Origin of the sequence: Paraburkholderia sp. J67, assembly GCF_905220265.1 — a bacterium.
In the GTDB taxonomy this organism is placed as follows: domain Bacteria; phylum Pseudomonadota; class Gammaproteobacteria; order Burkholderiales; family Burkholderiaceae; genus Paraburkholderia.
Genome location: NZ_CAJMZK010000007.1, coordinates 173,320 through 200,309, shown reverse-complemented (window position 1 = coordinate 200,309; position 26,990 = coordinate 173,320). Strand labels below are relative to the sequence as shown.

Sequence of the window (26,990 nt, the reverse complement as noted above, 5' to 3'; positions counted from 1 at the left end):
GAAGGGTTCAGAGGCGCCGGGCGACACGCTCGATAGCATCGACGATGACTAGCGGCGCATCGCGTTGCACGAAATGTTCGCTTTGCGGCGCGCGCAGCAGTTCGGCGCGCGATGACAAGGCGAGGAAGCTCGCCTGCATGCGCTCCCATTCATGCTGCAAGGCGCTACGCCGCGCAGCGACGAAAAACGGCGAACGCGCGAACGACTCGGCGACGATCACGACAAGCGGCAAATCGCCCAGCGTGTCGATGGCGCTCGCCGCGCGAAAGCTCGCCGGCAAGTCGATGGCTTCGGGCGTCGTGCGTGGATCGCGCCAACCGTCGCGCCAAAGTGCGCGCATCGAGTTCAGCGTGACGGAATCGTCGGGAGAGGGCGCAACGAAGTCCGCGCCGAAAGCGTTGAATTGCGCCTCGTGCATCGCTTCGACGAGCACGAGCCCCGCCGTCTGCGCGCGATAGCGCTGCGCGAAAAGCCGCATGAGCAGGCCGCCAAACGAATGGCCGACCAGCAACCAGGGAGCGGGCAGTTGCGCGTTGTGCAGCAATTGCGCGAGCTCATCGACCATCGTGGTGGCGTCGCGCGCGCCGTGGGCCGGATCGCTGGCGCCTCGTCCCGCGCGATCGTAGCGGAACACGCGGAAATGCGGCTCGATCGCCGCCTGCACGGCTTGCCACTGCGCGCTCTGCGCGCCGAGGCCCGTTTCCAGCACGACCGTGGGCGAGCCGCTTCCCGACGACCACCAGGCAAGGCGCCGCCCTTCGACGAGCGCGAAGTTCGGCGGGGCAACATACGGGGAGAATGAATCGGACACGGCGCGCTGGACGGTCGGGGAAGACCCGGTCGGAGAAGACCGGGCCACTATAACCGCCCGGTGCTTACAGCGCGCGCAGGCCTTCGATATCGACGATGCGGATCAGCTTGCCGTGGGCGTCGATCAGATTGCGCTTCTGAAAGCGCGAGAGAATCCGGCTCACCGTTTCGAGCGTGATGCCGAGATAGCTGCCCATGTCCTCGCGCGACATGCGCAGATGGAATTCCGCGTGTGAGTAGCCGCGCTGCCAGTTGCGATCCGACACGTCGAGCAGGAAGTTGGCCACGCGCTCCTCGGCGGACAGCGTGCCGAGCACCATCATCTGCGAGGCCTCGCGATTGAACTGGTCGCCCATCAGGCGGTGCAGGCGGTCCTGCATCGTCACGGTTTCGCGGCACAGGGTCTTGAGCGCGGCATAGGGCAGCGTGCAGATCGAGCTGTCTTCGAGCGCGATGGCGCTAAACGCGTGCGTGTCGCTGGCGATGCCGTCGAGGCCGAGCGCCTCGCCCGCCAGTTGCAGGCCGGTGATCTGCTCGCGGCCGTCGCGGTGCACGATGAGCGTCTTGAGCGAGCCCGAACGCACGGCATAGAGATTGTCGAAGCGGTCGCCGGCGCGGTAGAGCGCTTCGCCGCGCCGCACCTTGCGCACGTTGCAGATCACGGCTTCGAGCTTGGGAACCTCGTCGGAGGCGAGCCCTTGCGGCATGCACAGATGACGCATGGCGCAGGCGGAGCAGCGCGGCACGGTCTGTTTGCCTGCGCTGGGCGCGCGGCTGGCGGGACTCGCATGACGCACGACGACTGGGGATACCGCGGTAGGGGACAGCATCGAAACACTCCTCTGATCGGTTCCGGATTATTGTCCCCTTAAGGTGTAGGGTTAAATAGGCGACAAAATGACGCGCATCCGGAACGCGCTTCTTCGAGCCTTGTCAGGCGGCGCTTTGCGCGATCGTGTTAGCGCCGCCATGCATCGAAAACAACATTCGTGGCGCATCGGCAAGCCAGCAGTAATGGATCAGGCCGCCTCCGGCCACGGCAGATCCGGCGCGGCCCAGTCCAGTTCGACGGCGAGCAGCACCGGCTGCTTGTCCACCTCGATCGCAATCGAGGCGATCACGCACAGGCAGCTCGTTAGCGGCGAGAGCATCGGCCCGGAGTAGATCGCCTGGCCGTTGTAGCGCGTGGCGCGCCAGAAGAACGCGCGATGATCCCAGCGGCCGCCCGCCGCGTCGCTGCCGTTGTGCAGGCTCAGCGGCGGCTCGGTGCATGCGGCCCCGCGCGCTTCAAACAAGGTGGGGCGGCCCGCCGGGCCGAGCGCGAAGGCGCGCACGCACTGCGGCCCGGCCAGCAGCCCGGCAAGCGATTCGGCATACGGCACGCCGGCCTGCAAGCGGCGGCTGGCCTCGGCGAGTTCGGTGAGCCACGGGCGGATCGTGCTGTCGAAGCGGCGCATGCGCACCGCGCGCGCTTCGGCGGCGATGTCGAAAGCGTGGTCGATGCGCGTGGGCGTACTGTTGGCGGGCGTGAGCGAGGCGTTGGGGCGTCCCAGCAGGAAGCCCTGGGCAATATCGACCTTGGCCTCGACGGCCAGCACCAGTTCCTCGGTCGTCTCGACGCCCTCGACCACCACGACGATATCCGCCTGGTGCAGCAGCGTGACCAGATCGCGCAGCAAGGGACGGCCCGAGCGGCGATTGCGCGAGCGGATCAGCTCGCCGTCGAGCTTGACGAGGTCGGGCTGGATGCGCAGCAGGCGGTCGAGATTCGAATAGCGCGCGCCGAAGTCGTCCACGGCGATCAGGAAGCCCCGGTCGCGATAGCGATGCGCGGCGAGCGACAGCGCGTCCGGGCCCGCATCGTCGGATTCGAGCAACTCCAGCACGATATCGCCGGGCGCGAGACCCGCTTCGTCGACCATGCGTGCCAGTTCGGCTTCATAGCCATCCTGGATGAAGGTCGACGGCAGGATGTTGAGAAAGAGCCGCGCGCCTTCGGGGAGTCGACCCGCTGCGCTTTGCAGATGGCAGCGATGCGCCAGCACGTCCAGCTCGCGCAGCTGCGCGGCGCTCAGGCCGCCGAACAGCACGACCGGCGGCACGATCGCGCCGTGCTCGTCCTCGCCGCGCAGCAGGGCTTCCACGCCGATCAGCTTTTCGCGCGGCAGGCTCCAGAGCGGCTGGAAATGCGAGACCAGCGTGACGCCGCGCCATGGCAGGCGCGGCAGCGCTTGCGGCGCACGCGCGGGCTGGACGGCGTCATTGGCCGCCGTGTTGCGCACCGTCACGAGCGAGTCGCCGCGCTCGAACGCCACCTGGTCGCGGCCGGCCTGCTTGGCGCGGAACAGCGCCTCGTCCGCGCGTTCGAGCAGTGCCGCGAGATTGTCGCCCGCGCTCAGGCGCGCCACGCCGATGCTCACGGTCACGTAGCCGTCGGGCCGCGTGATCTGCGCGATCGCATGGCGCAGCGAGTGGGCGAGACCCGCGATGGGCGTGGGCGCTGGCTCCTCGACCAGCACGACGAACTCCTCGCCGCCCATGCGCGCGATCAGCGCGCCCTCGGGTGCGTGCTGGACGATCGCATCGGCCACGTTCTGGAGCGCCTTGTCGCCCGCGCCGTGGCCGAACTGCTCGTTGATCGACTTGAACTGGTCGATGTCGATGAACAACAGGGCGACGGGACGGTTTGCCGAGCGGCGCGTTTGCACAAAACGCGCGGCTTCATCGAGAAACGCGCGGCGGTTCATGACGCCCGTGAGCGCATCGGTGGCGGCGAGCGTCGTCAGCGCTTCTTCGAGCTGGAACTGGCGATAGCGGAAATGATAAAAGCCGAAATGAAACACAACGGCCGTCGTGAGTGCGATGGCGACCCACACGCCGAAGATCGCGAGATGGGCGGTGTCATGCGGCAAGCTGAAAACGAAGGGCAGCGTCGACGCAAAGTAAAGCACGCTGCCCACCGCGAAATGACGCGGCGTGAGCCAGAGCGGCGCGGCGCAGAGCGTGATCGCCACAACGGCCGGTGTCATCCAGACGAGCGGATCGTCGGTGCCGCGCACGAGCGCGTTCGCAGCGAACTGCAAGATGATCACGTAGGCCGCGCCGATCAGGCCGAATTCCGCCGTGGAGCGTGTGCGCGGAATCGCGCACACCAGCAGCACGAGACCGATGCCGGCGAACACCGTGGCCCACAACGGGAAGGGCGCGGCCACGAGCTGCGCGCGTGCCGCTGCGAACAGCGCGTAAGCGCCGATCGAAAGCGTCATGGTGACGAACGAAAGCGGGCGCTGATGCTGGAGCGAGCGCGCGTGAAAACGATTTCGTTCGACCCCACGAAGCGGGGAAGAGAAGAAGGATGACCGCATGACTCGCACTCCGGCGATTTGTCGGACGAAAGGAGGCGCCCAGTATAGCCGTCGGGGGTGCTTTGCGGATATGCGCGCCAAAAGCCCTGGGTGGATGAGGGCTCTGCACGCGGGGCGCGCGTAGCGGACAGGCAGTAACAGCCGTATAGAATGGGCTCGATTTCAACGAGAGCCCTTGCGATGCAACTACTCGACCATGTATCGATTGGCGTGCCCGACCTCGACGCGGCCCGTCCGTTTTATGACGCCATCATGTCAGCCCTTGACGCGCGCAAGGTCTACGACCGGCCCACCGCGCTCGGTTACGGCGAGCGATGCAACGCACAGGACACGATATCGACTTGCCTCGCCGTGTATCTCGATGCGCACGCAATCGGTGACAACAAACGTCATTGGTGTTTCAAGGCGCCGACGCGCGCTCACGTCGATGCGTTCCATCACGCGGGCCTCGCCGCGGGCGGGCGCTCCGATGGCGAACCGGGGCTGCGGCCGCACTACCACGCGGACTACTACGCCGCGTTCCTGATCGACCCGGCGGGCAATCGCGTCGAAGCCGTCTGCCACGCCACCGACGCAACCGACGCCTCCTAACGCTCCCAGGGCGCGTCGCGGCCGCTGCGCGCGAAATGGGCCAGACGCTCCTGCGCCTTCACCACCGTAAAGACCGGCGCGCGTTTCAATTGCCGCTCGTGCAGATCGAGCAGCCACGCAGCGAGCGCCTTGTCCTCTTCGCGCAGCGCATAGAGATCGAGATCGGTATCGTGCGCCGTGTGGCCGATCATTCGTTCGATATCCTTAAAGTCGGTTTGATCGGCGTGACAGACACCCGCATCGCATAAGAACCAGGTGAGATAGGCGGTTTCGATCAGCACGGCCAGCTGGTGGCCGTTGCCCTTGCCGGCCAGCAGCGCCGCGAGCGCGAGGTGAATGCGCAGCACGCGATCCTGAACCGATGCGGGGGACCCGGGCAACAACATCGACTTACTGAGGGGTTTCTTGCCGTACATGGTGCGGTTCGGTCGATGTCATTTCGTGACGTACCACAGGGCGCCGGTCCCCGTGTTGCCCGTCGCCTGCGGTTTGGCCGCTGCCGGCGGGCTGGCGGTGGGCGGCTGCGCCACGTGGTAGGTGGCGGGCGGCTGAGCGGGCGCTTGCACTTGCGTCTGCGCCTGTGTCTGCGTCTGCGCCTGAGTCTGAACCTGAGTCTGCACCTGAGCCTGCACCTGAGCCTGCACCTGAGCAGCCTGGCGCGGCGTGGAGAGATACCAGAGCGCGTCTACCGAGGGCGTCGATGCGCCTCGCGTGCTGGCTGCCTTATCCGCTTTGGGCGCAGCGCTGGCGTCCGACGCCACCGCGCTCTTCGTGCCTTTGGCGCCTTTGGCGTCGTTGGGCAGTGGGCGGCTGTTGTCGGCATCCGCGCTCTTTTGCGCGCGCGCCTCGGCGGTGCCGATCTGGAAAATCAGGGTGCGCTCGACCGACGCAATCACGGCATAGGGCGGCTGCGCCTCCCAGCGCAACAGCACCCGGCCGCGCGGCGTATCCGCGAAGATCGCGGGCGGGCGCTTCATGTCGCTGAACTGCACGTACACCTTCGCGCCGTCGTCGAACACCTGCACGGGCTTCACGTCATCGGCGCCGCTCACGGTCCAGCCGAAGCTGTAGGCGCCCGGCGCCACACCCTGCGCGCTGGCCTGCGAGGCGGGCAACGCAGCCGGCGTCGCCTGGCCGGCGCGTGGGGCGTTCATCCGCACCTGCGTGACCTCGAGATTCGAAAACGGGTTGTAGCCGCCCGCTGGCGGCGTATAGGAGGGCGGGAGGATGGGCATGGGCGAGTTCGGCGAACTGGTGATGGATTGCGCGGTGGCGTAGACCTTTTGCGCGTAGGCGAGCCGCTTGTCGGGCGCCGCGGCGTTGTACGCGCCAATCGCGTTCCATGTCGGGCCGAACTGGCGGATGTTCTCCGCGAGAATCCAGGCCGCGACGTAGGCGTTCGTGCAGGGATCGTAGAGGCTCTGTTCGGTGATGCCGACCTGGGCGAGGCGCGGCAGCCACGAACTGTTGATCTGCATGAGGCCGATATCGACCGTGCCGTTGCTGTTGCGGTTGACGACGTTGGTCTGGGTGCCGGACTCCACCTGCGCGATGGCGCGCATGAGGCTCACGTTGACGTGCTGGAACGCGGCCGCATCGTCGATGCAATCGGCGAGTGCGAGACCGGGCGCGGCAGTCAGCAGCGCGGCGAGCGCGAACGACTGCGCCGGGACAAAAGCAGGGGCGGGGCGTGGCAAGGGCGTGGTCGGGTACTGCATGATTGGTCTGGTCTATACGCGATATTTCGCCGTGCAACGGCGATCGTTTTTCTTGTCGGTGACATACCCCGGTCGTGGTGGTTTTAATTTACGCTGCTCATCCGGCGACAAACCTGGCTTTCGTCATTTTTGCCGGTTTGCCGCTGGCAGGTATTTTATGCTGCTGTTGTTCTTCTCGCGCGGCGATATTGAGCGCGGTTCGGTATTTTAATTTGAATTCGCCGGATGGCGATAGATGCGTGAACGAATAATATCGGCAATGAATTATTTTTGCTCGACGAAGTGCGCCTGAGGTCGCGCAGAGCCAGGTTTGGCGCGGCGTTGGCGTGACCGGTATTGATGCCGGAATTCGCGCTTCGGTAAAAACGTCCGCAGTATGCGACTCGCATTGAATGATGGAAAATTTTCCATGACACGCTGGATTCAATGGGTTTGTTAAATTAATTCAGATTCATATGTCGCGTATATAAAATACCGTTTTTCAATTTTCCAAATCCAGAACCGAAGAACAAGCCGATGTCCCGATTCGCCAGGTAAGTGTCACCGAGGATCAAGCGCCGCGCGCATCGAAGCCGAACAATGGTGCGCATTACACACCGCTTGTTCGCCTTCTGGAGACACCCCATGAACTTCCTCGACGGTCATCTTTTTCCCGAGAACCAGCCGCCCTTGATCATCACCGCCGCGCCTTACGCGCCCGGCTGGCTGCCCGGCGATTTTCCCGACGACATTCCTGTCTCGATGGAAGCGCAGATCCAGAAAGCGGTCGATTGCTACCACGCGGGCGCGACCGTGCTGCATCTGCATGTGCGCGAACTCGACGGCCGCGGCAGCAAGCGCCTTTCGCAGTTCAACGCGTTGATTGCCGGCGTGCGCCGGGCCGTGCCCGAGATGATCATTCAGGTGGGCGGCTCGATCTCGTTCGCACCGGAAAACGAAGGGCAGGCCGCCAAATGGCTGTCCGACGACACGCGTCACATGCTGGCCGATCTGGAACCCACGCCGGACCAGGTCACGGTGACGGTCAACACCTCGCAGATGAACGTGACCGATCAGGCCGAGGATGCCGACTTCAAGGGCACCTCGCGCGAACACCCCGCGATCTTTGGCGCGTACAAGGAAATGACGGTGCCGGCGCAGCCTGGCTGGGTCGAGGAGCATGTGCGCCGCCTGAGCGCGAGAGGCATTCAGAGCGCCTTCCAGTGCTACAACCTCAATAGTTTCGAGTCGGTCGAGCGGCTGATGCGTCGCGGCTTCTATAAGGGGCCGCTGGTCATGAACTGGGTCGCCATTGCCGGGGGCATGGATACGCCCAGTGTCTACAGCCTCGCCAATTTCATGCGCGCCGTTCCCGATGGCGCGGTCGTCACGGTGGAAAGCAACGTGCGCAACGTCTTGCCCGTCAACATGATGGGGATTGCGATGGGGCTGCACGTGCGCTGCGGGATCGAGGACTGTCTGTGGAATCAGTCGCGCACCGAAAAGATGAGCACGGTGAAGCAGATCGAACAACTGGTGCGCATCGCGCGCGAATTCGGACGCGATATCGCCACGGCCGGCCAGGCCCGCGAGATTTCGCGTATCGGCGTGTTCTACGACTCCGTCGAGGAATCGCTGCTGGCGAACGGCTTCGCGCCGAATCGCAACGGCGGCAATCAGGGCTTTCTGCGCAAGAGCGCATGAGCGCGCCGATGCCATCCGGCGTGGCGATTTGCGCGGTGAGCGAAGTCGCCGAAGGTCAACGCAAGCTGGTCTTCGTCGAGGGGCGCAGCGTCGTGGTTTTTCGCATCGAAGGCCAGTGGCGCGCGATTGAAAATAGTTGCCCGCACAACGGAGCGTCGCTGGCGGGCGGGCGTCTCGATGGCGCTGTGCTGAGCTGCCCCGCGCATGGTCTGCGTTTCGATTTGCGCACGGGGCGTGCGGTGGGCGGGGGACACCTGTGTCTTGGCCTTTTGCCCACGCAAGTGATCGACGGTCAGCTCGTCCTGACGAACGTTGCCGCGGAATAAGTCGGACGAAAGACGCCCAGTTGTTCCGCCGGTTTCCCGCTCAGTGGCCCCGATTGCTCAACTCGCCCACTTCATTCAGGGCCGGTTCGACGAGCGCGCTGCGCCAATGGCTCGGCGGCTTGCCGAACTCGCCGCTGAACCAGCGCGAGAACGCACTCAACTCCGAAAAGCCGAGCAGTTCGGCGACATCGGAGACCGAATGGCGCGGCTGCGTCAGATAGCGGATCGCGAGCGAGGCGCGCACCTCGTTGAGCAGCGTGGAAAAACGCATGCCGGTCTGTTCGAGTTGCCGTTGCAGCGTGCGCGGCGTGAGGCCTAGCCGCAAGCTCACGGGCTCGATCGCGCCCTGGCCGCGCGGCAGCAGGATATGCAGCGTGCGCCGCACGTTGTCGGCGAGCGATTCCTGCTGATAGCGCGGTTGCAGATCGAGCAGTTCGCGCGCGTAGTGCGCGAGATGCGCATCGGCGAGCGGATTCGCGCGGTCGAGGTCGTGGCGCGCGAGCACGATGCCATCGCATTCGCTGTCGAACTCGACCCGCTGGCCGAAAAAGCGCCGGTGCACGGCAACGCTGGCCGGCGCCGCATGCGTGAAATGCACGCTACGCGGCATGTATTGAGGGCCGAGCATCGAGCGCACCAGACTGAACACCGCGCCCACGGCGAGTTCGACGATTTCAGGGCCGGGGTGCGGGCGGCCGGTCAGCAAGGGCACGTGCAGGACCGCCACGTCGTCGATTTCCTCGACATGCACCGCCACCGAATCGCTGAGCAAATGCCGGTAGTTTTCGATCTGCGCGAGCACGTCGCGCAGCGTCGCCTGATGCTGCAGAAAAAGACTCAGCGCGCCGAAATCGGCCATCCGCCAGGCCTCGCCAATGCGCACGCCCAGCGAGCCGTGGCCCTCGTGCGCCGAGACCTCGAAGACGCGCGCGAGGCTCGCTTCGGGAATGCGCAGATCGGGCATGGTCAGGCAGGACGGATCGACACCCGCTTCGCGCAACGTGCGCAGGGGATCGATACCCACGCCGCGGGCGATCTGCGAGTACTTGGTCAGGGAGGCGGTGCGAACCAGAAGGGGCATGGCGTCGGGAACAGACTGAATCTGACGAGGCTACCGGCGGGGCGCGCAGCCGTCTGTCCGGAATAACCATGAACACGGCTGAACAGTTGCCGCGCGGCCACGCTTGTCGCCCTGCGTCAGGTCCTGTCGTGCACCGTCAAGCGTGTGGCGCGCGCCCTTCACACAATGGCCTCTCATGACGGCGCGCTCTGCAAGCGCAGGCCGCAATCCCATACGGGGCACGAACGCGAAGGGCGGCGCGCCGCGCATGTGGCCCCACGAATCAAGGACTCTGGCCATGCGAATCGAACGACTGACTTGTACCCTCGGCGCCGAACTCGGTGGCGTGAATCTCGGCGATGCCGCGCGCGACGCCGGCCTGTTCGGCGAGATCAAGGCGTTACTGCTGGAGCACAAGGTCCTGTTCCTGCGCGACCAGGCCATCACGCGGGCGGAGCATGTGGCCTTCGCACGCCGCTTTGGCGCGCTGGAGGATCATCCGGTTGCGGGCAGCGATCCCGATCATCCCGGGCTCGTCCAGATCTACCGCAGCGATGTTAAGGAAAACTACGAAAACAGCTACCACACCGATGGTTCGTGGCGCGCCTGTCCGCCAATGGGCGCGGTGCTGCGCTGTATCGAGTGCCCGGAAGTGGGCGGCGACACCGTCTGGATCGACATGGCCGCCGCGTACCGCCATCTGCCCGACGAGATCAAGCAGCGCATTGGCGGGCTGCGCGCGAAGCACAGCATCGAGCATTCGTTCGGCGCGGCGATGACGCCCGAGGCCCGCGCGAAGCTCGCGGCGGATAACCCGATGGTCGAGCATCCGGTCGTGCGCACGCATCCGGAGACGGGCGAAAAAATCCTCTACGTGAATAGCTTCGCCACGCACTTCGCCAATTTCCATACGCCGGAGAACGTGCGCTTCGGACTCGACAAGACGCCTGGCGCGAGCCAGTTGCTGAATTACCTGATCAGTCAGGCGTGGATTCCCGAGTACCAGGTGCGCTTTCGCTGGACGCCGGGCAGCGTCGTCATCTGGGACAACCGCTCGACGCAGCACTACGCCGTGCATGACTACTGGCCCGCGCCGCGCAGGATGGAGCGCACGGCGATCGTCGGCGACCGGCCTTTCTGAGGCGGCTTCTGGAGCCATCGCGAGTCGCGGACCTGAGAGAGCAGGCGGCCCCACGCCGCCGCAAAAAATTCCACAGAGATACCCATCATCCGCCATACAGGAGACACGAAATAATGGCCTATGCAATCCGGTTTCACCAGACGGGCGCGCCCGATGTCATGCGCTGGGAGGAAGTGTCGGTCGGCGCGCCGGGACCCGGCGAAGTGCGGCTGCGTCACGAGGCGGTCGGCCTCAATTTCGCCGATACCTACTTCCGCAGCGGGCTCTATCCGGTGCCGCTGCCGGCGGGCATGGGCGTGGAAGCCGCGGGCGTCGTGGAAGCGGTGGGCGCGGGCGTGACGCACGTCGTGCCCGGCGACCGCGTGACCTATACGGGTTTTATCAATACGCTGGGCGCTTATAGCACCGAGCGGCTGATTCCGGCCGCGCCGCTCATCAAACTGCCCGACGCGATTGCCTGCGAAACGGCGGCCGCGATGACGATGCGCGGCCTCACCTCGGCTTATCTGATGCGCCGCATCTGGCCGCTGGCGGCGGGCGAGACGATCCTCGTGCATGCGGCCGCGGGCGGTGTCGGCCTGATTCTTTGCCAGTGGGCCAAACTGCTCGGGCTCAAGGTGATCGGCACGGTATCGAGCGAAGAAAAAGCCATCGTGGCGCGCGCGCACGGCTGCGATCACGTGATTCTCTATACGCGTGAAGATGTCGCCAAACGCGTGCGCGAACTGACTGATGGCGTGGGCGTCTCCGTGGTGTACGACAGCGTTGGCAAGGACACCTTCATGGCCTCGCTCGATTCGCTCAAGCGGCGCGGCCTGCTCGTGTGCGTGGGCACCGCTTCGGGCAAGGCGCCGGCCTTCGAGCCGCAGATGCTGGCCATGAAAGGCTCACTCTATGTGACGCGTCCCGCGCTGGCCGACTATATCGCCGACCCCGCGGAAAAGGCCGCGCTCGCCGAGGAAATCTTCGGCCACGTCGCGGCCGGGCGCATTCGCATCGAGATTAACCAGCGCTATGCGCTCGAAGACGCCGTGCAGGCGCATCGCGATGTCGAGGCGCGCCGCACGACCGGTTCCTCGGTCTTCACGGTCTGAGGTGGCGCGATGAAAGTCGAGCAACTGACCTGCGCCATCGGCGCGGAACTCGTGGGCGTCGATCTCGCCGATGCGGTGCACGACGACGGCCTGTTCGCCGCGATCAAGACCGCGCTGCTCAAGCACAAGGTGCTGTTCCTGCGCCAACAGACGCTTTCGCGCGCGGAGCACGTAGCGTTCGCGGAGCGCTTCGGCAAGCTGGAGGATCATCCGGTGGCGGGCAGTCATCCCGATCATCCGGGCCTCGTGCAGATCTACAAGACGCCGGAGCAGCCCAACGACCGCTATGAAAACGCGTGGCACACCGACGCCACCTGGCGCGCCGCGCCGCCGATGGGCGCGGTGCTGCGCTGCGTGGAATGCCCGCCCGTGGGCGGCGACACCATGTGGGCCAACATGGCGCTGGCCTACGAGAACCTGCCCGCGCACGTGAAGGCGCAGATCGCGGACCTGCGCGCGAGCCACAGCATTCAGGCGAGCTTCGGGGCCGCCATGCCGCTGGAAAAACGCCTCGCGTTGAAGGCCCAATATCCCGATGCGGAACATCCCGTGGTGCGCACGCACCCCGAGACCGACGAGAAGGTGCTGTTCGTCAACGGCTTCACGACGCATTTCGTCAACTACCACACACCGGCGCGCGTGCGCGTCGGGCAGGACGGCAATCCTGGCTCGGGCCAGTTGCTGCACTACCTGATCAGCCAGGCGTACGTGCCCGAATACCAGGTGCGCTGGCGCTGGCAACCGGGCAGCGTGGCGATCTGGGACAACCGCAGCACGCAGCACTACGCCGTGATGGACTATCCGTCCTGTCACCGCAAGATGGAGCGAGCCGGGATTGTCGGCGACGTGCCATATTGATACGGATGCCAAAGTAAATAGTCAATCAGCAAAAGAACACCGACACTGGAGCCAGACATGCAATTCCTCGACGATTCGCTGCACCCCGAAAACATGGACAAAGTGGTCATCACCGTGGCGCCCTATGGCCCCGAGTGGATGCCCGAGGACTTTCCGGAAGACATTCCGGTGACGATGGAAGAGCAGGTGCAGAAGGCCGTGGACTGCTACAACGCGGGCGCGACGGTGCTCCATCTGCACGTACGTGAACTGGACGGCAAAGGCTCGAAGCGTCTGTCGAAGTTCAACGAGCTGATCGCGGGCGTGCGCGCCGCGGTGCCGGACATGATCATCCAGGTGGGCGGCTCGATCTCGTTCGCGCCGGAGGACGATGGCCAGGCCGCCAAATGGCTTTCGGACGACACGCGCCATATGCTGGCCGAACTCGACCCGCGCCCCGACCAGGTGACGGTGGCCATCAACACCACGCAGATGAACATCATGGAGCTGCTGTATCCCGCGTATCTGCACGGCACGTCGCTCGCGAACCCAGCCTTGCAGGCGGCCTATGCGGAGATGACCGTGCCGGCAGGCCCGGCGTGGGTCGAGGAGCATCTGCGCCGCCTGCAGAACGCGGGCATCCAGCCGCACTTCCAGCTCACCGGCATCCACGCGCTGGAGACGCTGGAGCGCCTCGTGCGCAAGGGCGCGTATCGCGGACCGCTGAATCTCACGTGGATCGGCATCGGCGGTGGCTTCGACGGCCCGAACCCGTTCAACTTCTTCAACTTCGTGCATCGCGCCCCCCAGGGCTGCACGCTGACCGCCGAGTCGCTATTGAAGAACGTGCTGCCCTTCAACATGATGGCCATGTCGATGGGATTGCATCCGCGCTGCGGTATCGAAGATACGATCATCGGCCAGCACGGCGAGCGCATGAGCTCGGTGCAGCAGATCGAGCAGTGCGTGCGCGTGGCGCGCGAACTGGGTCGCGAGATCGCCAGCGGCAAGGAGGCGCGCGCGATCTACCGTATCGGCACCTTCTACGAAGATGTCGATACCACGCTTGCGGCCAACGGCTATCTGCCGAACCGCGTGGGTGGCGCAGACCTTGGCCTGGTGAAGTCGGCGGCATGAAGAGCATGAAAGTCGATCCGACCATCGTGATCGTCCCGGGGCTGCGCGACCATGTCGAGCAGCACTGGCAGACCTTGCTCGAAGCGCGGCTGCGCGCCGCGCGCCGCCCGGTTGCGGCCGTGGCGCCGATGGGCCGTGACGATCTCGATTGCGCCGCGCGCGTGGACGCGATAGAAGCGGTGGTGGCGTCCTGCGCGCGGCCTGCGATCATCGTCGCGCACAGCGCCGGTTGCCTCGCGGTCGCGCACTGGGCTCGCCGCTATCCGCGCACGGCCCGCGAAGCGCTACGCGGGGCGCTGCTCGCGGCGCCGCCCGACTTCGACACGCCGATGCCCGAAGGCTATCCCGCCCTTCCTGCGCTCGCGGCGGCGGGCTGGCTGCCGGTGCCGCGCGAACCGTTGCCGTTCGCGGCCATCGTCGCGGCGAGCCGCAACGATCCGCTCGCCCGTCACGCGCGCGTGATCGAACTGGCGAGCGCGTGGGGCAGCGAGTGCGTCGATCTCGGCGAGGTGGGGCATCTGAATCCGGCCAGCGGGCACGGCGAATGGCCGGCCGCCGAGGGCCTGATCGAGGTGCTCGCGCGGCCCGGCGCACCGTGACACGCCGCGCCGCGCACATAACGAATAGACAAGGAGACGAACGTGGGAATGCAAGCGACCATCGCGATGGGCGAGCCCGACGCGGCCGCGCCCGATGTATCGAGGGCCTTTGCCTGGTGTGTGTTCGCACTGACCTTCGGCCTGCTGCTGGCGGACTATATGTCGCGCCAGGTGCTCAATGCCGTCTTCCCGCTGCTCAAGGCGCAGTGGCAGCTCACCGACACGCAGTTGGGCTCGCTCAGCAGCATTGTTTCGCTGATGGTGGGGCTGCTGACGTTCCCGCTCTCGATACTCGCCGATCGCTGGGGCCGCGTGCGTAGCCTGATCCTGATGGCGGTGCTCTGGAGTCTCGCCACGCTGGGCTGCGCACTCTCGGCGAATTACGGCGAGATGTTCGCAGCGCGCCTGTTCGTCGGCGTCGGCGAGGCCGCGTATGGCAGCGTTGGCCTCGCCGTCGTGCTCAGCGTGTTTCCCGCCCATCTGCGCGCGACGCTCTCGGGCTCGTTCCTCGCGGGCGGTGCGTTCGGCTCGATGCTCGGCATGGCGCTGAGCGGCATCGTCGCGGCGCATCTAGGGTGGCGCTGGTCGTTCGCGACGATGGCGGTGTTTGGCCTCGTGCTCGCCCTGATCTATCGCCTCGTTGTCACCGAGCGGCGCATCGCGCCACGGCACACGCAGGTCGCGCGCGCCGCGCGGCCGCGCTTCACGCCGGGTGGCCTCGCCCGCGCGTTGTTCGCCAACCGGGCCGTGAGCTTTGCCTATGTGGGCTGCGGCGTGCAATTGATTCTGCCCGGCGCGCTGTTCGCGTGGTTGCCGAGCTATCTCGTGCGCGGCTACGGGATGCGGCTCGACCGCGCGAGCGTCATCGCCGCGCTCTTCGTGCTCACGTCGGGTCTCGGCATGATCGTGTGTGGCGCGCTGACCGACCGCATCAGCCGTCATCGTCCCCTGCGGAGATGGACGATGGCGGCGCTCTTCTGCGCCGCGTCGCTGCTCGCATTCGGGACGGCCTTCCATCTGCCGCCGGGCGACCTGCAACTCGTGCTGATCGGCGGCGGCATGTTCATCGTCTCGGGCGCGTGCGGTCCCACGGGTGCGCTCGTAGCCGAACTCACGCCGCCGGCGATTCACGGCACCGCGATGGCACTCTGGGCGCTCGCCAACAATCTGCTCGGCCTCGCCGCTGGCCCCGTCATCACCGGGTTGCTCGCGGATCGCATGGGCCTGCATGCGGCGCTGGAGTGGATTCCCTTCGCGGCGCTCGCTTCGGCGCTGCTGTTCGCGGTGGGCAGGCGCAGCCATGCACGCGCTTCGAGCCGCTAGATAACACCACGATTCAGGAACTGCCCGCGAAACCTATAAAAAATCGCGCGGGCATCACGATATCGGGCCGGCACGTATCGGCCTTCGCAAGCAGTCGGAGATCTGAGGAGACGCAATGAAAAAGCAGTGGAGCGCCGTGGCCGCTTGTGCGGCCCTGGCGGGCGCAGCGCACGCGCAATCTTCGGTGACGCTGTATGGCGCCATCGATACAGGCCTGTTTTATCAGAGTTCGTACGCGGCCTCGTTTGCGCCGAACGCGAAGAATCTCGGCCACGTCTATGCCTTGAAGGACGCGGGCATCTACGCGAGTTTCTGGGGCATCAAGGGCAGCGAGGACCTCGGCGGCGGCTACAAGGTCAATTTCCGCCTGCAAGGGGTTTTCAACAGCGGCAGCGGCAAGCTCGGTCTCGCGGATAGCACGGGCGCCACGGCCGTGTTCAATCAGCAGACGACCGTAGGCGTGTCCGGGCCGTTCGGCTCGATCGACATGGGGCGGCAGTTCACGCCCATGATCTACGCGATGGCCGAAACGGATGTGCGCTCGGCGCAGTACTTCGGCAGCATCCTGAGCGCGTGGCTGGGCATGAATCAGGTGGCGGGCTGGTCGGGGACCAACACCAACGTGCCGATTGGCGCGCTGTACGACAGCAATGCCATCGTCTGGCAGTCGCCGAAATTCCGTGGCGCGTCGCTTGCGCTCGAATACGCGCCGGGGGGCGTGCCGGGGCAGATTCAGGGCGGCACGCGCGAGTCCGCCGTGCTCAAGTACTCGAACTACGGCCTCAATCTCGCCGCCGTGTATTACAACGCGCACGATACGAATCTCGCTGCCACTGCGCCGTCCACGGGACTCGACAACAACCGATTTTATTACTTCGGCGCGAAATATACGTTTCATGGTGTGTCTGTTTCCGCGTCGTACGGCCTCGGCAGGAATCCGGCGAACACGGGGCATACTGATTTTCAACTCGTCTCGGCTGGTCTTGGCTATCAGTTCACGCCGTTCTTCCGCATCACATCGGGCTTCTACTATCTGCGCGACCGCAACGACTCGGCGAACCATTCGAGCGAATACGCGATCGGCGCCGAATACAACCTGTCGAAGCGCACGCTCTGCTACGCGCAAGTGGGCTACGTGGCGAACCGTGGCACGATGAACCAGGCTATTACCTATGGCGGTCCTGTCGCGCCGGGAATTTCGACCACGGCGGCGATGCTCGGCATCCGCCATACCTTCTGATTCTTGCAGCGAAACCGAGGGTGGAGTTTTCAATGAAATACAAAGGATTCCTTTTTATTTTGATGATGGCCACGAGCGTGGTATCGTTCGGCGGCGTGTCTTCCGAGGCACTGGCGCAGGGCGACACGCCGCTTGCGGCACCGAGCGCGAAGAACGTGCGCAAGGCCAATCGCGCACTCAGCCGCAAGGTGTACGCGGCGCTTGCGCAGCACAAGGAGATCGACGCCGGCACTATCAGCGTGGTGGCGAGAAATGGCGCGATCACGCTCGACGGCTCGGTGAAGGCGGCAAACGAAATCGACACGGTCGCCGCCGTTGCGAAGACCGTGCCGGGGGTGACGTCCGTCACCAACCGGCTGTCGGTTCAGCGGCCGATGGGCGAGTAGCGCGCCCACGCGCGCATCGATGCGCTGTTGCTGGCCGTCGAGCTTGCCGATCTGCACGCGGGTGCCGGGTTCGCGATAGCGCGCGTCGATACGGCACCTCAGCGTATGACTTCTTCGCATGTTCGTCTATATGAGAAGCCCCGTCAAAGCGGGGCTATTGAGTCGGTTATACGTGCGTGCTTCCTAACCGCTCGTTATCGAGTGTAGATCGCGCAAGAATTCGTTTTCCTGATTCAGGATCGTATAGCGGCAACGTGCCGCCATGACGTCGTACAGTTCGATATGGTCCCGTTTGGCTCGCTCCTTCGCCGTTGGATACTCAAGGTTGATCGCAAGATTGCAGGCGCTGGCCGCATCGTCTTGCGCCCGCAAGTATGCCATCAATGTGCGCTTATTCGCTGCCGTTACACCGCGCGTAGACTTTATCGAGTTAGCAAGTTTAGTGTTATCGTCGATCAAACCTTTTATGTGCAATTCGTAACAATCGAAATCACCGAATCCACCTCCACCGAGATGTTGCATACAGTTTTCGTATGTGATGTTTTCATCTGCATATACATGGCTGAATCCGAACATGAAAATTGCCATAGCACAAAATTTAAGTGATTTAACCCACATCAATCCCCCTTCCGTGGCGGGCGTCATAGTTTCCAGTTGCGAATAGGCGCGCCTCAAGACTGCGCCGCCACTCGATTCCATTTGAGCGATATGCCCGGATATAGGCTGGAATTTTTCCATACTCCCCACTATTGACTTTGTCGACAAGCTCCGCGATACCTTGCCCGATTCCCGCATTGAAAGCGATGCTAACAAGCGCATCGTATTCGTACTGATGAAGAGGAACCTTTATACGGCGATTGATTGCGAATTCACACTCTGTCTTGTTTCTCTTTGAAAGCTCTCTCGCGCGTTCAACTGAGATTGCCTGGCCAACATGAAGGTGATCGGATGGAACAACCTTATGACCAAAACCGACAGTTGGGTATCCTTTGCTGTCAACGTAGACTTTTAATATCATTCCATCAACAACAGGCATCCCCATGTAGGTTCCATTCAAGACTCCGCTCTCGCATACTGCCATGAAGGAAATCCCATTGTCGGACAGGTTCCACGGTTTTCCATACCGATCACATTGTGCGGTAACGCAGGAATCAGGAGTAGTGTTCGTTACCGAAGTTGCAATTGCGTCAGGCATTTAAACCTCCGTTATCCGGGATAATTTTGAGTTTATGCTGATATGACATTGCCTTATATCCTTGAAGCCAACGAAAGGAACCGGCCCAATACAGGAGCCGGCCACGCGCAGCGCACCTGCGCCGCTAACTTCCCAGTGGACTGCGAATCGAATTTCGGTGGTATCAGATTTAACTGAATTTGATGAATACGTTCGATCTGTGAAGCAAAATGCTTTCTAACGAGACCGTGGGACTTCGCAGGGCGCGCGAAACTGCCGCCACGTCGTTTCCCGTGTTTTAAGCTCGCTCATCCAGCACGCGTCGATATCCTGGCGCGCTACCGTCTCAGTTCATCGAAGCCTATAGAGATCGCATTCGCCAAACCGCGGCGCTGCCGCGATTGGTCCATCGTGACCGGCGACATGGACTTGTCAGCCGCCTGCGGACCGCCGGCGACGTCGTGAACTATGCCGCGTGTGCAGTTGCGCGTGCGCCGCAACGTGCTCTGGAGCGGCTCGCTGCTCGACGGAAAAGCGGTCATCAAGTGCAGTGCGCACCGAACGGCACACTGCTCTCAGCGGCAATCTCGCGCGGGATACGGCGGCGCTGCGTGCAAGTGCAGCGCTCCGACCCGATGCCGCTCGACACGAATGGCGAGGCGCGCAGAGAGTTCGTGATCGTGCTGCGCCCGGCGGGCTGAAGTCAGCGATGCGCGCTCAAGCCCGCACCCGCGCCTTCTGCGGATCGTAGAACACCGGCGCGCCCACGCGCGCGTCGATGCGCTTTTGCTGGCCGTCCAGCTTGCCGATCTGCACGCGGGTGCCGGGCTCGCGATAGCGAACGTCGATACGACACAGCGCGATCGTGCGCCCGAGCAAAGGCGAGCGAGCCGCGCTAGTCACCACGCCCACCTGTGCGCGCCCGTCGTGCACGCAGTCTCCGTGATGCACGCTCTCGTTGCCGTCGATGTCGAGGCCCACGAGCACGTGCCGCGGATGCGCGCTGCGTTCGAGCAGCGCTTCGCGGCCGATGAAATCGTCGGCCTTGGTTTTGAGCGGAACGGTGAAGCCGATACCCGCCTCGAAGGGATCGGTCTCATCGGAAAACTCGTGCCCGGCGAAGACGAGTCCGGCCTCGATGCGCAGCATGTCGAGCGCCTCCAGACCCAGCGGCGCGATGCCATACCGTTGCCCCGCCTCCCACACGCGATCCCACACCGCACACGCATCGCGCGGATGGCACCAGAGTTCGTAACCGAGTTCGCCCGTGTAGCCGGTGCGCGTGACCATCAGCGGCGGCCCGTCGTGACTGCCCAGCCGCCCGGTGAGCAGACGGAACCAGCCCAGTTCCGCGAGCGCCGGTTGCGTGGCCGGGGACCAGACGATCTCGCGCAGCAATTCGCGACTCGCCGGCCCCTGCACGGCGACGTTATGGATGTGATCGCTCGCCGATTTGACCCACACCTTCATGCCGAGCGCGGCGGCCTGCTCGCGCAACCAGATGCCCGCATAGTCCTCGCCGCAGATCCAGCGGAACGCATCGGGGCCGAGGCGCAGCAGCGTGCCGTCGTCGAGCATGCCGCCATGCGGATAGCACATCGCGGAGTACACGACCTGGCCCACGGCCAGCTTGCGCACGTCGCGCGTGAGGCAGTGCTGGAGCAGCGCTTCGGCATCGGGGCCCAGCACTTCGAACTTGCGCAGCGCGCTCAGGTCGATCATCGCCACGCGTTCGCGGCAGGCGTGGTATTCGTCGATGGCGCCGCGGTTGTCGTAGGTGTTCGCGAGCCACCAGCCGCGATAGTCGGTAAAGCGCCGCGTGAGGGCCGAGGTGCGCGGATGAAAGCCGCTTTCGCGGGTCAGGACGGGATCGGCGTCCGGGGTGCTGCGCGTGGCCATGGACACGGAAATGCGCTCCTTGTCCGCATAGGTGCGGATCTGGATATCGGTGGGCTGCCAGCCGTTGGCCGGGTCGATGTCGTCGGGGCAGGAAGTGTTCACGCACACGAGGTCGGTGAGCGCGCGCAGCAGCACGTAGTCGCCTGGACGCGACCACGGCTCGTCCACGGCGATCTGCTGCTGCGCGTTGACCGACGTGTTGAAAAAGAAGTTGATCGCAGGCCAGCCGGGACGCGCCTCGACACCGTAGGGCGCCAGCGCCGCGCTCATGTTGTCGCTACAGTTCGCATGGCCGAAATAGCCCTGCGATTCGTAGTAGCGCGCGGTGCAGGCGAGCGCGAAGGTGTCGTGGCGGCCCACGGTGTCGCGCACGACTTCGAGCATCGGCTGCATGCTGCGGTCGAAGAACTTCGCGTAGAGACCGGGCAACGGGTACGCGTTGCCGTTGAGCGTGCGCGTAACGGTGGGGTCGAGGTCGAGCGTCACGCCCCGTTCGAGCGCGGCGCGGTCGAAGGCGACGAAGTCGGAGCACTGGCGTCCGGCCGCGTCGAGCACCTGGATGTATTCACCCGCGCACACGGTATAGGCGCGCGCGGTGCCGGGGTGGATCGTGAAGTCGGCAAGCGGATCGGCGAGCGGGTCGGGCAGCGGCGGCGCGCTCACGAGCGCCGGGTTCGCACGCTCGATCGTCAGGCGCAGATCCGTGGGCGCGTGCTGCGTGTCGACCGATACGCTTAAAGCCGGTGCGGCCACAACGACCACGAGCGACTGCTGGGCTATGAGACGGCGTGTGTGACCGGGCGGCGTGTCGTGCGTCCACAGGCACGCAGCGGCCATCTGGTTGAACGTGTCGACGCCACGCCGGGCGAGCGCCGCGCGTGTTTTCGCCGCGTCGGGCGTCTCGCGGCTCAAAAGCCCGGCGATAAAGCGCGCTAGCGGCGATACCTGCAAGCCGAGCGCGCCCGGTATCGGCGAACCGTTCGCGGCGTCGAAGGCGGCCAATTCGGCCGCCTGCATGCCTTCGACATCGACGACTTCGAGCGTATCGCCCGCATGCAAGGCGACGACGGTGCAGCCGCCGCCTGCGACGCGATAACGCTCGCGCTCGGGCGCGCGCGCGAACAGCGCGGGTTCATGGGGCCGCGTGACGATGGGTGAGCGGATCAGCATGCCAATGGCCTCCGGTGCTTGTGGCTTACGCGGGTTGCTTCACGCCGGGTGCGGCGGGCGTGGTAGACGAAGGGGCAGGCTCGCCAAGATACGCGGCCATCGAATCGTCGAGCGCCTTGATCCACGGCGTGTGATGGGGCGGCGATTGCGTACCCGTCATCAGCGAGCGATACGACTTGTTGCGATAGCCCATGATGTCGTCGTGCTTGTCGTGCTTCCACGCGAGGAAGGTGCGGTTCACGCCTGCGATATCGAAGCTCGGGTAGTCGGTTGCGGCCACCAGTTGCTCGATATAGCTGCCCTGGAATTCGAACATGTCCTGGTTGGTGACGAGCGCTTCCTCGCGCGCGCGCCAGGCGAGGTTGTCGGCGGTCATGGCCTCGCGTGCGGGCAAGGCGATGCGGCCGAGCATCACGTCGCGCGCGTACCACGCCTGCGCATCGAACATGTTGAACGAGTACCAGAGGTCTTGCATGCCCAGATAGATGAGGCGCGGGTTGCTCTCCCAGAAAATGCCTTGATACAGGTCGAGCGGCCAGAGCCGGTTGTTCGTCTTCAGGCGCAGCGAATCGGGCAGAAAGGGGAAATGATGCTTGTAGCCCGTACAGAGGATGATGGCGTCGATATGCTTGACGCTGCCGTCCGCGAAATGCGCGACATTGCCGGTCATGCGTTCCAGCAGCGGCTTTTCTTCCCAGGTGGCGGGCCAGTGATAGCCCATCGGCGCGCTGCGGTAGCAACTCGTGATGCTGCGCGCGCCATATTTGTAGCATTGCGAACCAATGTCTTCGGCCGAATAGCTGCTGCCGATCAGCAGCACGTCCTTGTTCTTGAATTCGAGCGCATCGCGAAAGTCGTGTGCGTGCAGGATGCGCCCGCCGAAGCTTTCGAAGCCGGGGAAGGTGGGCGCGTTCGGCGTCGAAAAATGGCCGCAGGCGTTGACCACGTAGTCGAAGGTCTCGGTGTGCGCGATATCGTTGGCGAGGTCGTGGCTCGTGAGCGTGAACTGTTGCGTTGCGTCGTCAAAGCGCACATCGCGCACCGCAGTATTGAAGCGGATGTAGTCGCGCACGCCGGCCTTTTCCACGCGGCCCTTGATGTAGTCCCACAACACTTCACGCGGCGGATACGAGGCGATCGCCTTGCCGAAGTGCTCCTCGAAGGTGTAATCGGCGAACTCCAGGCATTCCTTCGGCCCGTTCGACCAGAGATAGCGGTACATGCTGCCGTGCACGGGCTCGCCGTTTTCGTCGGTGCCGGTGCGCCAGGTGTAGTTCCACATGCCGCCCCAGTCGGCCTGCTTTTCGAAGCAGACCAGTTCGGGAATGTCGACGCCTTGATCGCGCGCCGACTGGAATGCGCGCAGTTGCGCCATGCCGGAAGGGCCGGCGCCGATGATGGCTACACGTTGCTTCATGCTGGTTTACCTCGCGAGAGAAAGCTCAACGGAAAGAGAAGACGACTGGCGGCGGGCGGCCAGCACGGTGTTGCGCATGAGGCAGGCAATCGTCATCGGGCCGACGCCGCCGGGCACGGGCGTGAGCGCCGACGCCACCTGCGCGACGCTGGCATGATCGACATCGCCCACGAGTCGCGTGGGTTCGCCTTGCGCCGCAGCGGCAACGCGATTGATCCCCACGTCGATCACCACCGCGCCGGGCTTGATCCACGACGCGTCCACGCAGCCCGCGCGGCCTACGGCCACGACGACGATATCGGCGGCGCGGCACAATTCGCGTGCGTTTTCGCTGCGCGAATGCAGCACCGTCACCGAGCAATGCGCATTGAGCAGCAGCGCGGCCATCGGCTTGCCGACGATGTTCGAGCGGCCCACTACCACGGCGTGCTTGCCGGCAAGGTTGCCCATCGTTTGCTGGAGCAGGATCAGACAGCCTTGCGGCGTGCACGGCGCAAACGTGGCCTCGCCGAGCGCGAGACGGCCCACGTTTTCGCGGTGAAAACCGTCCACGTCCTTGTGCGGATCGATGGCTGCAATGACGGCCGCCGTGTCGATCTGCGCAGGCAACGGCAGTTGCACGAGTACGCCGTGGACCTCGGGATCGGCGTTCAGGCGGGCGATGAGCGTGAGCAACGCCGCTTCGCTCGTGCTCGCATCGAGCCGATGTTCGATCGAGCGGATGCCCACCTCGTGTGCGCGCCGCACCTTGTTGCGCACATAGACATCGCTGGCCGGATCTTCGCCGACCAGCACGACCGCGAGGCACGGCGCGATACCGTCCTCGGCCAGCGCCGCCACCTCGCGGGCTACGTCGTCGAGCACGGTTTGCGCCGCCGCGCGGCCGTCGATCGTGCGTGCCGCGCTCATCGGAATACCACCGTGCGGTTCTGGTTCAGAAACACGCGATGCTCGGTGTGATAGCGCACGGCGCGCGCGAGCGCCACGGTCTCGGTATCGCGGCCAATTGCAACGAGGTCGTCGGGGCGCAGTGCATGATCCACACGCTGCACTTCCTGTTCGATGATCGGGCCTTCGTCGAGGTCCGAGGTCACGTAATGGGCCGTCGCGCCGATCAGCTTCACGCCGCGCTCGAACGCCTGGTGATAGGGCTTGGCGCCCTTGAAACCGGGCAGGAACGAATGGTGGATGTTGATCGCACGGCCCGCGAGCTGCTGGCAGAGGTCGTTCGAGAGGATCTGCATATAGCGCGCGAGCACGACGAGATCGGTGCCGGTTTCGTCGACCAGACGCAGCAGTTCGGCTTCCTGCTGCGCCTTCGTGTCGGCGGAGACGGGCAGATAGATGAAGCGAATGCCTTCGCGCTCGGCCATCGGCCGCAAATCGAGGTGATTCGAGACGATCGCCGTGATGCGCATGCGCAGCTCGCCCTTGTGGTAGCGGTAGAGCAGATCGGTCAGGCAGTGATCGAACTTGCTGACCATCAGCAGCACTTTCATCGGTTCGCTTGCGCTCGCAAGCTTCCACTGCATGCGATAGTCCTTGGCGACGCTCGCGAAATCGCGGCGCAGCTTTTCGATGTCGCCGCGTGCGGCGTCGTTGAAACGGAACACGGCGCGCATGAAGAAGGTGCCGCTCGCTTCGTCGTCGAACTGGGCGAGTTCGCTGATATAGCAGCCCGAGGTCGCAAGGTACGACGTGACGGCGGAGACGATGCCGGAAGTGGCCGGGCAGCTGATGGCCAGAATGAATTGCTGGGTCACGATTGGGACTCCGTAGTAAATCCGCTTGAATTAGGCCGCCCGGTGCAAAAGCGGCCTGATCGATGCCGTCAGCCTACGGCGAGGCGCTTGCTCTTGTCGGGATCGTCGAAGGGCAGGAGTGCGGCGCGCGCCGTCGTCTCCATGCTGCCGCGCACCTCCAGCGCGAAGCCGGGTTGCGCGGCTTGCACGTCCAGTCGCGCGATGGCGAGCGAGCGCTGGGTGAGTCGCGAGTACATGCCGCACGTCACGATACCCACCTGCTTGCCCGCATGCCAGAGCGTGTCGCCCGCCATTGCCGCCTTGCCGGCGTCGAACTCCACGCCAAAGATCTTGAAGCGCTCCTTGCCCGCGAGTCGCGCATGCTCGAGCGCGCCGCAAAAGGCTGTCTTGCCCGGCGATACCGTGAAGTCGAGGCCCAGTTCCCAGAGCGTGTCGCCCGCTTTCTCGTTGGCGAAGGCGTACATCTCTGAGTTGTCGTACGGATAGAACAGCAGATAGCTTTCCACACGCAGCCAGTCGAGCGCCGTAAACGCACAGGGGATGATGCCGAACGGGGCGCCTTTCGCGAGGATCGTGTCCCAGATCAGAGGCGCATCGGCGGCCTTGCAGAAGATTTCATAGCCGCGCTCGCCCGTATACCCCGTGCGCGAGATCATCACCGGACGGCCAAAGAGGCGCGTTTGCATATGATGGAAGTAAGGCAGATCGCGAATGCCGGGCACATGCTCGGCAAGAAACTCCACGGCGGCGGGGCCTTGCAGCGAGAGGTCGTGCAGGTCGTCGTCGAACAGCACGGCGACCTGCTTGCCTTGCGCCGACGCCACCAGCCGCTCATAGCCGTTGCCCGCGCCATGCACGACCATGAACGCATTCGGCCCGGTGCGATAGACGATGCAGTCGTCGATGAACTTGCCGTCTTCGTTGAGCATCGTCGCGTACACGGACTTGCCCGGATAGAGCTTGCCGATATCGCGCGTAGTGGCCCAGTTCAGCAGGCTTTCCGCGTGCGGGCCCACGTAGTGCACTTTCTTCAGGCCGGATACGTCCATGAGGCCCGCCTTCGTGCGGATCGCCTCGTGATGGTCGGCGAGATCGCTGGCATAAGTCCAGGCGGTGCCCATGCCGTTCCAGTCTTCGAGTGAGGAACCCAGTGCGCGATGGCGCTCGGCGAGCGCGGAGATACGCCAGGAATTGGCCATGTTCTGCTCCAGTTAAAGTGTGACGGAGTGCGAAGGATGTCGATGATTAGCGATCGAACTGGCTCAGCCATTCGAGCAGCGCCGGGCGATAGCGTGTCATGCCCTTGTAATCGGCGATGGGCTCGGGCAGATCGCGCAGCACGCGATAGAGTCGCTGCGCCCATGCCGGGTTGGTGCAGAGATCGGCGACGCTGCACAGATAGGTGCGGATGCTGAACATCAGCGCATGGCTACGCGGCAGACGCAACATCAGTTGCAATTCGACGCGCAGGTGCACGAGTTCGCCCGCGTTGTCCGCCGTGACGGTGCCGCGGTCGCTGCCCCATTCGTGATACGTCTCGGGCGAGGTGTCGAGGCGCGGGTGCACGGTGAGCGTCCAGTTCAGGCGCCGCACGGGCGCGCCCGCCTGAATGCCGAGCAGGTACTTGAGTGCGCGGTCGAACACGCCCATCTGATGCGCAAGCGGCACCGGCGCATGCCATTGCTTGAAGCTCATGCCTGCGTCGAAGGCGAGCGACCAGTCGGCCGGGCCGGTGATGACGCCCGCGTCCATATAGAGATCGTCGTCGCGCTGGTCGAGCAGCGCGAAGTCGCCTTGCGTTTGCCGCGCGATGTATTCGAGCGGCGCATAGGGCAGCGTGCTCTCATCGCCGAACAGGAACGCCTGCTCGATGCCCAGCACGTGGTTGGTCCAGTGCCAGCGCGCGCCGTCGCGTTCGAGCGCGAAGCAGTCGGGGTAATCGGCGGCCAGGTGCTCCATGATGAGTTCCAGCGCGTCCCATGAGGCCGTCTGCATATGCGGCATCACAATCGCGCGGCGCGGGTCGCTTTCGAGCACGAGCGCACGTTCGGCCACTTCGGAGCGGTAGTGTTCGTCGATATCGAAGCAGTGTTCGAACACAGAGCCTGGTTCGCGCGGCGTGGCGGGCTCGATGTTCACCGAGTATTGATAGCGGTCCTCGGGAAACGGAAAGGGAAAGCGCGCGATGGCCTTCGCGCTGTTGGCGAAGCTGAAATCGCCGCGATAGGTTTGGGCCGGCTTGATCAGGACGCTCATG

At 64.5% G+C, this 26,990-nt stretch carries 26 protein-coding genes; 12 read left to right on the top strand and 14 right to left on the bottom strand.

Annotated elements, in window-relative coordinates:
* Positions 1-7: 7 nt before the first annotated feature.
* The 3 genes from U5782_RS16100 to U5782_RS16090 form a co-directional block, all read right to left on the bottom strand.
* Positions 8-811 (bottom strand): alpha/beta hydrolase, encoded by an 804-nt coding sequence (locus U5782_RS16100; protein ID WP_322044842.1) that lies wholly within the window; start codon positions 809-811, stop codon positions 8-10.
* Positions 812-875: 64 nt separating this feature from the next.
* Positions 876-1,532: a helix-turn-helix domain-containing protein gene (locus U5782_RS16095; RefSeq protein ID WP_322044955.1), complete on the bottom strand. Its 657-nt coding sequence runs from the start codon at positions 1,530-1,532 to the stop codon at positions 876-878.
* A gap of 297 nt (positions 1,533-1,829) precedes the next feature.
* A complete protein-coding gene (locus U5782_RS16090; RefSeq protein ID WP_322044841.1) occupies positions 1,830-4,175 on the bottom strand; it encodes a bifunctional diguanylate cyclase/phosphodiesterase in 2,346 nt (781 codons plus the stop codon).
* A gap of 180 nt (positions 4,176-4,355) precedes the next feature.
* Between U5782_RS16090 and U5782_RS16085 the strand changes: the two genes are divergently transcribed.
* Positions 4,356-4,766 carry a VOC family protein gene (locus U5782_RS16085; RefSeq protein WP_322044840.1) on the top strand — a complete coding sequence of 137 codons (411 nt, stop codon included), beginning with the start codon at positions 4,356-4,358 and terminating at the stop codon, positions 4,764-4,766.
* Here U5782_RS16085 and U5782_RS16080 read toward each other — a convergent pair.
* Positions 4,763-5,182, bottom strand: a complete 420-nt coding sequence (locus U5782_RS16080) for a hypothetical protein (protein WP_322044839.1) — start codon at positions 5,180-5,182, stop codon at positions 4,763-4,765. The two genes, U5782_RS16085 and U5782_RS16080, sit on opposite strands and share 4 nt — an antisense overlap.
* Before the next feature lie 18 nt (positions 5,183-5,200).
* On the bottom strand, positions 5,201-6,484 hold the full coding sequence (locus U5782_RS16075) for a transglycosylase SLT domain-containing protein (protein WP_322044838.1): 1,284 nt from the start codon (positions 6,482-6,484) through the stop codon (positions 5,201-5,203).
* Here U5782_RS16075 and U5782_RS16070 point away from each other — a divergent pair.
* The 3 genes from U5782_RS16070 to U5782_RS16060 all read left to right on the top strand — a co-directional run bounded on the left by U5782_RS16070 (position 6,483) and on the right by U5782_RS16060 (position 8,493).
* Positions 6,483-6,695 carry a hypothetical protein gene (locus U5782_RS16070; protein ID WP_322044837.1) on the top strand — a complete coding sequence of 71 codons (213 nt, stop codon included), beginning with the start codon at positions 6,483-6,485 and terminating at the stop codon, positions 6,693-6,695. The two genes, U5782_RS16075 and U5782_RS16070, sit on opposite strands and share 2 nt — an antisense overlap.
* A gap of 413 nt (positions 6,696-7,108) precedes the next feature.
* The gene (locus U5782_RS16065; protein ID WP_322044836.1) at positions 7,109-8,167 is read left to right on the top strand and encodes a 3-keto-5-aminohexanoate cleavage protein; all 1,059 of its coding nucleotides are present in this window, start codon (positions 7,109-7,111) and stop codon (positions 8,165-8,167) included.
* Positions 8,164-8,493, top strand: a complete 330-nt coding sequence (locus U5782_RS16060) for a Rieske (2Fe-2S) protein (protein ID WP_322044835.1) — start codon at positions 8,164-8,166, stop codon at positions 8,491-8,493. Before U5782_RS16065 ends, U5782_RS16060 begins: the two co-directional genes overlap by 4 nt.
* 40 nt (positions 8,494-8,533) lie before the next feature.
* Here U5782_RS16060 and U5782_RS16055 read toward each other — a convergent pair whose 3' ends face one another.
* A complete protein-coding gene (locus tag U5782_RS16055) occupies positions 8,534-9,574 on the bottom strand; it encodes an AraC family transcriptional regulator (protein WP_322044834.1) in 1,041 nt (346 codons plus the stop codon).
* Between the two features lie 277 nt (positions 9,575-9,851).
* On the opposite strand from U5782_RS16055, the gene U5782_RS16050 reads away from it, so the two are divergent.
* From U5782_RS16050 to U5782_RS16015, 8 genes are all read left to right on the top strand, one after another.
* Entirely contained in the window at positions 9,852-10,694 is an 843-nt protein-coding gene (locus U5782_RS16050) for a TauD/TfdA dioxygenase family protein (protein ID WP_322044833.1), read from the top strand.
* A gap of 113 nt (positions 10,695-10,807) precedes the next feature.
* Positions 10,808-11,788 carry a quinone oxidoreductase gene (locus U5782_RS16045; protein WP_322044832.1) on the top strand — a complete coding sequence of 327 codons (981 nt, stop codon included), beginning with the start codon at positions 10,808-10,810 and terminating at the stop codon, positions 11,786-11,788.
* A gap of 9 nt (positions 11,789-11,797) precedes the next feature.
* Positions 11,798-12,646: a TauD/TfdA dioxygenase family protein gene (locus U5782_RS16040; RefSeq protein WP_322044831.1), complete on the top strand. Its 849-nt coding sequence runs from the start codon at positions 11,798-11,800 to the stop codon at positions 12,644-12,646.
* Positions 12,647-12,703: 57 nt separating this feature from the next.
* Positions 12,704-13,762, top strand: coding sequence for a 3-keto-5-aminohexanoate cleavage protein (locus tag U5782_RS16035; protein ID WP_322044830.1), 1,059 nt, complete (start codon positions 12,704-12,706; stop codon positions 13,760-13,762).
* Positions 13,759-14,361: an RBBP9/YdeN family alpha/beta hydrolase gene (locus U5782_RS16030; RefSeq protein ID WP_322044829.1), complete on the top strand. Its 603-nt coding sequence runs from the start codon at positions 13,759-13,761 to the stop codon at positions 14,359-14,361. The genes U5782_RS16035 and U5782_RS16030 overlap by 4 nt, the downstream gene beginning before the upstream one ends.
* A gap of 48 nt (positions 14,362-14,409) precedes the next feature.
* Entirely contained in the window at positions 14,410-15,684 is a 1,275-nt protein-coding gene (locus U5782_RS16025; protein WP_322044828.1) for an MFS transporter, read from the top strand.
* A gap of 115 nt (positions 15,685-15,799) precedes the next feature.
* The gene (locus U5782_RS16020; protein ID WP_322044827.1) at positions 15,800-16,924 is read left to right on the top strand and encodes a porin; all 1,125 of its coding nucleotides are present in this window, start codon (positions 15,800-15,802) and stop codon (positions 16,922-16,924) included.
* Positions 16,925-16,956: 32 nt separating this feature from the next.
* A complete protein-coding gene (locus U5782_RS16015; RefSeq protein WP_322044826.1) occupies positions 16,957-17,310 on the top strand; it encodes a BON domain-containing protein in 354 nt (117 codons plus the stop codon).
* A gap of 183 nt (positions 17,311-17,493) precedes the next feature.
* Here the strand turns inward: U5782_RS16015 and U5782_RS16010 are convergent, their stop codons facing one another.
* From U5782_RS16010 to U5782_RS15975, 8 genes are all read right to left on the bottom strand, one after another.
* Positions 17,494-17,886: a hypothetical protein gene (locus tag U5782_RS16010; protein WP_322044825.1), complete on the bottom strand. Its 393-nt coding sequence runs from the start codon at positions 17,884-17,886 to the stop codon at positions 17,494-17,496.
* A gap of 31 nt (positions 17,887-17,917) precedes the next feature.
* A complete protein-coding gene (locus tag U5782_RS16005; protein ID WP_322044824.1) occupies positions 17,918-18,505 on the bottom strand; it encodes a lysozyme in 588 nt (195 codons plus the stop codon).
* Between the two features lie 696 nt (positions 18,506-19,201).
* The gene (locus U5782_RS16000; protein ID WP_322044823.1) at positions 19,202-21,553 is read right to left on the bottom strand and encodes a DUF1989 domain-containing protein; all 2,352 of its coding nucleotides are present in this window, start codon (positions 21,551-21,553) and stop codon (positions 19,202-19,204) included.
* Positions 21,554-21,578: 25 nt separating this feature from the next.
* On the bottom strand, positions 21,579-22,970 hold the full coding sequence (locus U5782_RS15995; protein ID WP_322044822.1) for an NAD(P)/FAD-dependent oxidoreductase: 1,392 nt from the start codon (positions 22,968-22,970) through the stop codon (positions 21,579-21,581).
* A 6-nt stretch (positions 22,971-22,976) separates the two neighbouring features.
* A complete protein-coding gene (locus tag U5782_RS15990; RefSeq protein WP_322044821.1) occupies positions 22,977-23,879 on the bottom strand; it encodes a bifunctional methylenetetrahydrofolate dehydrogenase/methenyltetrahydrofolate cyclohydrolase FolD in 903 nt (300 codons plus the stop codon).
* Complete coding sequence (purU, locus tag U5782_RS15985; RefSeq protein ID WP_322044820.1) at positions 23,876-24,733, bottom strand: formyltetrahydrofolate deformylase; 858 nt, start codon at positions 24,731-24,733, stop codon at positions 23,876-23,878. Before purU ends, U5782_RS15990 begins: the two co-directional genes overlap by 4 nt.
* 68 nt (positions 24,734-24,801) lie before the next feature.
* Positions 24,802-25,932: an aminomethyltransferase family protein gene (locus tag U5782_RS15980; RefSeq protein WP_322044819.1), complete on the bottom strand. Its 1,131-nt coding sequence runs from the start codon at positions 25,930-25,932 to the stop codon at positions 24,802-24,804.
* Between the two features lie 46 nt (positions 25,933-25,978).
* A complete protein-coding gene (locus U5782_RS15975; protein ID WP_322044818.1) occupies positions 25,979-26,989 on the bottom strand; it encodes a DUF3445 domain-containing protein in 1,011 nt (336 codons plus the stop codon).
* Position 26,990 lies beyond the last annotated feature (1 nt).